General features: G+C 52.7%; 2 protein-coding genes. Both read right to left on the reverse strand.

Annotated features, from left to right (window positions below; translation table 11 throughout):
* On the reverse strand, window positions 1-2017 hold a 2017-nt coding region (locus tag RE6C_RS24300), incomplete at its 3' end, for a bifunctional SulP family inorganic anion transporter/carbonic anhydrase (protein WP_008660875.1).
* A 757-nt stretch (window positions 2018-2774) separates the two neighbouring features.
* A partial coding sequence (locus tag RE6C_RS24310; RefSeq protein ID WP_315852366.1) for a TrkA C-terminal domain-containing protein occupies window positions 2775-3390 on the reverse strand: 616 nt, incomplete at its 5' end.

The raw sequence follows: 3390 nt of genomic DNA on the forward strand, positions 1-3390 counted from the left end.
CGTCGACGATCGATTGCAGGTGTGCACCGGTTGCCGATTCTGCTCCTTTGTTCGCAGCAATCAAATTGACTGATGAGGTGACCGCTCCGCATCGGGTGTGACCCAAAACCGCTACCAATTTCACCCCGGCAACGCCGACAGCATATTCCAAGCTGCCCAACGACTTTGTGCCAACGATGTTGCCCGCCACACGAACGCTGAAGATATCACCAACTCCGAGATCAAATACGAGCTCGGTTGGCACTCGTGAATCGATGCAGCTCAAAATCGCGGCCAACGGGTTTTGTCCCGCCGCCGTCGCGTTGACCTGTTGCCCCAAGTCTCGGTTCAAACGCGTGCCGCTGGTAAAACGCTGGTTCCCATCGTGCAATATCTTGATGACCTGATCGGACGTGACCTTCTCTTGCAATTCGCGTGAAGTGAAGTCCGCGAATTGCTTGGCATCGCTCAGTTGGTACTTCTGGCGGAATCCCTTGAGGTTGACAGAAATATTCCGGGCGGGAGCAACGTTTTGCTTGAAGTCGCGGATCAGACTTAAAACGTCAGGATCGATGTAGTCTGAACCGGACGCATCAATCACTAACTTGCCGCCAGGCTGTGACTCGTTGAGCACTCGGTCCAAAGCGGCACGGTTGAGGAAGCTGACTTGATTGGATAGTTCAATGTGGGTGACATCACCGTCAACTTGAGTTTCCACGATCCGGCGAATTGGCCGACGCAGATTGCTGTTGAGAATGAACAGAACGCTGATTGCCAGACCGATCAAAATACCGATCAACAAGTCCGTGACGACAATTGCGATGACTGTGATGATGAACGGTGTGAACTGGTAGCGACCTTCCTTCCACATTTGTTTGAAGATGGTCGGGCTGGCCAATTTGAAACCGGTTACTAACAGGATCGCGGCCAATGCCGACAGCGGAATTTTGTTCATCAGCGTCGGCAGGAAGGCAACGCTGACCAGCAACAATCCTCCGTGGAAGATGGCAGACATTTTCGTTTTCGAACCGGAGGCCACGTTGACCGAACCACGAACAACGACCGATGTCACCGGGAGTCCACCAATCAAACCGCACACCATGTTTCCGCAGCCCTGCGCGATCAATTCGCGACTGGGAGGTGAGTTCCGTTTGGCTTTATCGAGCTTGTCGACAGCTTCCAGGTTTAGCAGCGTTTCCAAAGACGCGACCACGGCGATCGTGACAGCGGCAATGTAAATCGCTGGATCAAACGTTCGGCTGAAATCAGGCAGTCGTAAGAAGCCGAAGAACTCCGAGAAGCTTTGAGCGATCGGAATCTGAACCAAGTGCGACCCGCTGACCAACCAGTCTTGGCCCATATTGGTGAAACCCAGATTCAGCAGCACTCCCACAACAACCACGATCAGTGGGGCGGGGACCAAGGACTTTTTCAATGTGGGAATGCGTTCCCACAGAAGCAGAATGGCGATCGACAGAAAACCAATCACCATGGCGCCAATGTGGATTTCTCCGGCAAAAATCGTCAGCAATTCAGAAAAGGTGTTTTCTTGGTCGGGCTGAATAAACGACATCTCGCCTTCCGGGTCGGTGTCGTGTCCAAAGATGTGAGGGATCTGTTTCAAAATCAGGATCACCCCGATCGCTACCAGCAGCCCTTTGATCACGCTGGACGGGAAGAAGGCGGACAGAGCACCGCCTCGTGCGATCCCAAAAATGATTTGGATAACGCCGGCGATCAGCACGGCCAACAAGAATGCTTCGAAGGAACCAAGTGTCGCGATTTGAGCGGCCACGATCGCGGTCAAACCTGCCGCGGGTCCACTGACGCTGGTGTGCGATCCACTGATCGCCGCGACCACCAAACCGCCGACGATCCCGGCGAGCAATCCAGAGAAGAGATCGGCGCCCGATGCTAAGGCGATGCCCAAACAAAGTGGAAGCGCGACGAGGAAGACAACCAAGCCCGAAATGAGATCTTGCAGGATGGTACTGGGAGAAAAAATACTGGTCGGAGTCTGAGCTTCGGAAGTCGACATAGGGGAATCCTCGGCAAAACGAAGACGTCGTTATGCAAGCAAAAAAGGCGAATCAAGATTGGCGAACTCTCGGGAAGCAATCTGCGCAGGAACTGAAGTTCTCAGTTTGTGCGAACCGCAATTCTGAAGATTAGAACTGCGTTCACGATGCAGTTAGTTACGAAAATCTATTTTCCGATGACATGTGCTTTCGCCTGCCATTGGCAGATGCGTCGCGGGAGTTGCAAGACAAAACGGATGAGCAGACCGGTGGCTCAGCATCGCATGGGCGCGAGCAATCCGTTGGTGATTCGATGTCCCTTTGTTGCGGTAGGAAACGGGCGAGTTAGCAAGGCCAATGTGCGGTCCCGCTTGATCTCACGATGAAGCACAAATCCGCCCTGAGGCGAGCGAGTTTGTTGGACACGTCGATGCGCAGAACAGGGGACGCGTTCTTCGATTTCTTCCGTTTCAGCTTGTTGACTGCTTCCCAGTAGAGATCGGGAGACAGTGGTTGAAATCCCCAAAGTTGGAAAAGCAACAAAGAACAGCATGACGAATGACATCATGCGGCTGCCGCGACCAACATCAAAAAGACTGGGGGGTGTGTTCAAAACAACGGTTTTGAGAAGATGAAAACGGAAAGCTTGGCAAAGAGTGGGAAGCAAGCGTCAGGTGTCTTCGATGCGAAGCACCGAGGTGCTGTTCTACCAAAAGGTAGATCAAATTTGATTTTCGACCGTTCTCGGGGTTAGCCTGAAATCTTTGGATCGAGAACTCATTCTAATGGCAAGCTCGTTGCCGGCAAGGATGAGTCGGTCGCCTCTGCCGGTTCCGCAAGGATCGACATCCCGACGTACAGAACAGTTCCATCGGACGATAATTCCCGTAAATGAAGTGCAATTTGGTCGATTTGGACCACCGCACCGATCTTTATGTTGTTTTCACCCAAATGTTGGCGTACCAGTTCGTCGAGAGTCAGCTCCCCGTCGTCGGCTAGCTTCAATTCATAAAATTGCTCTAAATCGCAAACCTTGATCGAGCCCCGCAAGGGAAACTCCAATTCCTGCGGCAATTCTTTCGTATGAGTCCGAGTGGGAGCAAAAACGCGGTCCACCATCGCTCGGATGCTTGGACGAAGGACCACCACCACGTGGTCACCCTCGAGCAACTGAGAGCGTCCCTGGGGCAATACAGTGTGCTCATCGCGAACGATCAGTGCGATGACGACTCCATCAGGCAACGCCAGGTCTTTGATCATGCATCCGGACGCTCGGGAATCTTGATCAATGTAGTAATCGACGATGTCGCCGTCGACGTTTTGCAGTGAGCTGATCTCCAATGTCACCGGTGTCTTTTGGTTCTTGGGCACTTCCAACTTTAAGAATCTTGCG

This window comes from Rhodopirellula europaea 6C (assembly GCF_000338295.1).
Lineage (GTDB): Bacteria > Planctomycetota > Planctomycetia > Pirellulales > Pirellulaceae > Rhodopirellula > Rhodopirellula europaea.